This is a genomic window from Sphingobium sp. S6 (assembly GCF_905120495.1).
Taxonomy (GTDB): domain Bacteria; phylum Pseudomonadota; class Alphaproteobacteria; order Sphingomonadales; family Sphingomonadaceae; genus Sphingobium; species Sphingobium agri.
Genome location: NZ_CAJHOG010000037.1, coordinates 1 through 3,136 on the forward strand (window position 1 = coordinate 1; position 3,136 = coordinate 3,136).

General features: G+C 63.6%; 5 protein-coding genes. 4 read left to right on the forward strand and 1 reads right to left on the reverse strand.

Annotated features, from left to right (window positions below):
• Positions 1-82: 82 nt before the first annotated feature.
• Positions 83-223: a hypothetical protein gene (locus SPHS8_RS20190; protein ID WP_201516834.1), complete on the reverse strand. Its 141-nt coding sequence runs from the start codon at positions 221-223 to the stop codon at positions 83-85.
• 178 nt (positions 224-401) lie between these two features.
• On the opposite strand from SPHS8_RS20190, the gene SPHS8_RS20195 reads away from it, so the two are divergent.
• From SPHS8_RS20195 to SPHS8_RS20210, 4 genes are all read left to right on the forward strand, one after another.
• Positions 402-794: a DUF3768 domain-containing protein gene (locus SPHS8_RS20195; RefSeq protein WP_037508254.1), complete on the forward strand. Its 393-nt coding sequence runs from the start codon at positions 402-404 to the stop codon at positions 792-794.
• Between the two features lie 186 nt (positions 795-980).
• On the forward strand, positions 981-1,157 hold the full coding sequence (locus tag SPHS8_RS20200) for a hypothetical protein (protein ID WP_020820482.1): 177 nt from the start codon (positions 981-983) through the stop codon (positions 1,155-1,157).
• Positions 1,158-1,170: 13 nt separating this feature from the next.
• Positions 1,171-1,935: a ParA family protein gene (locus tag SPHS8_RS20205; RefSeq protein ID WP_037508252.1), complete on the forward strand. Its 765-nt coding sequence runs from the start codon at positions 1,171-1,173 to the stop codon at positions 1,933-1,935.
• A complete protein-coding gene (locus SPHS8_RS20210) occupies positions 1,935-2,867 on the forward strand; it encodes a ParB/RepB/Spo0J family partition protein (protein WP_051924112.1) in 933 nt (310 codons plus the stop codon). The genes SPHS8_RS20205 and SPHS8_RS20210 overlap by 1 nt, the downstream gene beginning before the upstream one ends.
• The last annotated feature ends 269 nt before the right edge of the window (positions 2,868-3,136 follow it).

Genomic DNA, 3,136 nt, shown 5'->3' on the forward strand with positions numbered 1-3,136 from the left:
TCGGCGCAGAGCGACAGCCTACCTCTGACTGCCGCCAATCTTTGCAACAGAGCCTCCCGGACCGTTCGGGCATGCAGGAAATTCATCGAGTCGATCCTTCGTCGTCCTGGGTGGGGCTATTATAGCTTGCATGGGTGACAAATTCTGTCGCTGCCGATGGACCGCTCGGCTCGGCGATGGTCAGCGTCTGTCTGCTGGGTGCAACCGGAAGGAGCAACGCCATCAGGTTCCTTGTCCGTTGTCGGCTTCCTGGTCGGCGCGCGGGGCCGAGCAAGCCCGCATAGCGGGCTTCTCCACTGCGTTGCGACCCTCCGGGTGCACGACCCCGCTATGACGCCGCCCTTGGGGCGCCTGTCGGAAGGCCCCGATGGGCGGGGCTGATCCAGACCGGAGTCACAGCCATGCCGCAGCCTTCTCAACAATCGGCAGACCGAGCCGAGCGGATCGACCGCATCGCCGCACTGAATGACAGCCTGCGGAGATCTATTTGCAGCCCTGGCCGAAACCAGATCGTCATGACCGCGGGCGTTGCCGCGCTGGTCGGGGATGTTTCCCTCTTCCGCGGATTTCGCAGACGCGCTGAGATCCTGCGCACGGTGCGAAACTATGACAGCTTCAATTCCGACAACGATCCATTGGGCGAGCATGATTTTGGTCGCTTCGAATATGGCAGCGCCATTCTCTACTGGAAGATCGACTATTATGATCTCGAGCTTGCCTGGGGCTCACCCGATCCAGCCAATCCCGACGTCACCACTCGGGTTCTGACGATCCTACTCGCCGAAGAATACTGATCGGCACGGCCATCCCCCTGACCGGGGGGATGGCCGTGAAAAGTCTGCTTGAGCAGACTGCGCGCAAAGGATCTCCAAGCGCCAAGCGCGCTTGAGGAGGGGAGGGCGCACTGGAGCGTCGCCCCCGTGCGGCCAGTGCAAAGCTGTGAGCCGACGCGGGATCAGACCGTTTGAGGAGCTACCGTCATGTCCGCTTATTTCGCCGCCCATCCCGATCACGCGATCCTCTTTGCGTTCGGCTGTTTTGCGCTCACCGTCTACCTGTTCCGCTATGTCGGTCCCGGCATTGGCGGTGGCGGCGACTGGTCATCGCGTGACCATTATGAGCGCAATCTACGCGATGGTCCGGACGACTATTGTTGAGCTGGCCGCACCGATGAGAACGATCGCCGTGAGCCTTCTCAAGGGCGGGGTAGGCAAGACCTTCCTCGCCACGCATCTCGCCTGGTATCTGGCCGAACCGGCAGGACGCCGGGTCGTGTTCGTCGACCTGGACCCGCAAGGCAGTTCGTCGCGCCGTCTGGCCCGCGAGCGGCCGGGTGGCTTCGCGGCCGATCTCTTCGATCCATCGGCGGCGTTTGCCGCCGATGGCCGGGTCGGGCTCACTTTGCTCGCCGCCGACCAGCGTTTGCAGATGATCAAGTCGGCGCAGGATGTGCGCGACTTTCTCGGCCGCTTTCCTGCGCTTGCGCCCCATTTCGACCTCTGCGTGATCGATACCGGTCCCAAATGGGATGAGCTGACCCTGAGCGCTCTCGCGGTCGCCGATGCAGTGATCGCGCCGGTCCAGGTCGCCGAAGATTCGGTCGAATGCGCCAAGATGCTGCTGACCGCGCTGCGCAAGGCCGAGGCGGCGAGGGCAGGGCGCAAGATCGATTTCCTCGGATTGCTGCCATCGATGGTCAACCCGTTCGACCGGCGCGAAATAGACAATGCCGTCAAGCTCGCTCACGCGGTGGGCGAGCGGCTGATGTTCCCTGCGTTCATCAAGGCGCGACCGACCTACAAGCATGCGGCGGAAAATCATCGACCGGTCTGGATGGAGAGTGGTGGCGGCGCCAAGGCGGCGGCCGAGGAAATTCGGCCGATCCTCGCCGAGATCGAACGGCGACTTGGTTCAGCGCCAGCGGCCGCCACCTGATGGGTAAGTTCGATGAACGCATCGAGGAGTTTGGCCTGCTCGTCGGCGCGCATGAAATGGCGCGCCGGGTCGAGGATATTCCTTTGGAGCGGGTGATCCCCGACCCCGGCAATCCCCGGCGCAGTTTCGACGATGACGCCCTGGCCGAGCTTGCGGCCTCCATAGCGGCCCGCGGGGTCTTGCAGCCGATCACGGTTGCGCCCGCCGACGCCGCCGGCTTGCATCGCATCCGTTTGGGCGAGCGGCGCTTTCGTGCCTCCCAGCTCGCGGGCCGGGTGACGATCCCGGCGATCGTCGTGGCCGAGGGGGAGGGAACCCATCTGCTCGCCGATCAGATCGTTGAGAACGATCAGCGTGCGAACCTGTCTTCGGTCGAGCTCGCTCATGCGATTGCCCGTATGCTCAAGGGCGGCATGAGCCAGGTCGAAATCGCCGCTGCGCTGGGCCGCTCCAAGCAGTTCGTCTCGCTCTATGCAGCCTATGGTGACATGCCTGCCTATCTCAGGGAGGTGCTCCCGCGCGCGCCGATCCGGCTGCTCTATGACCTGCATCGCACAGCCAGGGATTATCCTGCGGAAGTCGAGGCCTATGTGGGCGCCTGGGATGAGAGCGGCGCGACATTGGCGGAAGGCGCGCGGTTCATTGCCGGGCTGAAGAGTAAGACGGACGTTCCCAGCATTGAGGCAGCGCCGATGCAGGCCGCGGCGGTGACCGTCGCCCGTCCCCAACCGCGGGCAGGGACTGAGCCAGTCGCGCGACCAGGGGAGCAAACGCCAGAGGCCAGCCTTGCCGTTGAAGTCGATGGCCGTCCCGCGCGTCTTGTCCTTGGCCCGCGTGTTGTCGTGATCTTCGGCGATGGTTCTCGGCAAGAGGTGGCGACCGAACGACTTTGCGCCGCGTCTGAGGGACGTCCCGACGCCGCGATGCTCTGATCCTCTTCCTCCGCGTTCGCATATCCTGTTCGTGTGGATGTCGGCCGCGCCCCTTTCGGGGCGCGGCCTTTTCCGTAGGTCCGAGCTGGGGCGGCGCCGTTGGCGCCGCCCTTCGTGGATCAGGCGTAAATGATAGGCGCATTTTACCAAATAGTGTCGAAGTCTGCTCAAGCAGACTATCAGATGAGTTGAGTGAAGGTGAGGGCCGGATAGGTGTAGGCGATTGCAAAGATACTGGCCTCTGCTCGCAAACAGCGCGGATTTCTGCT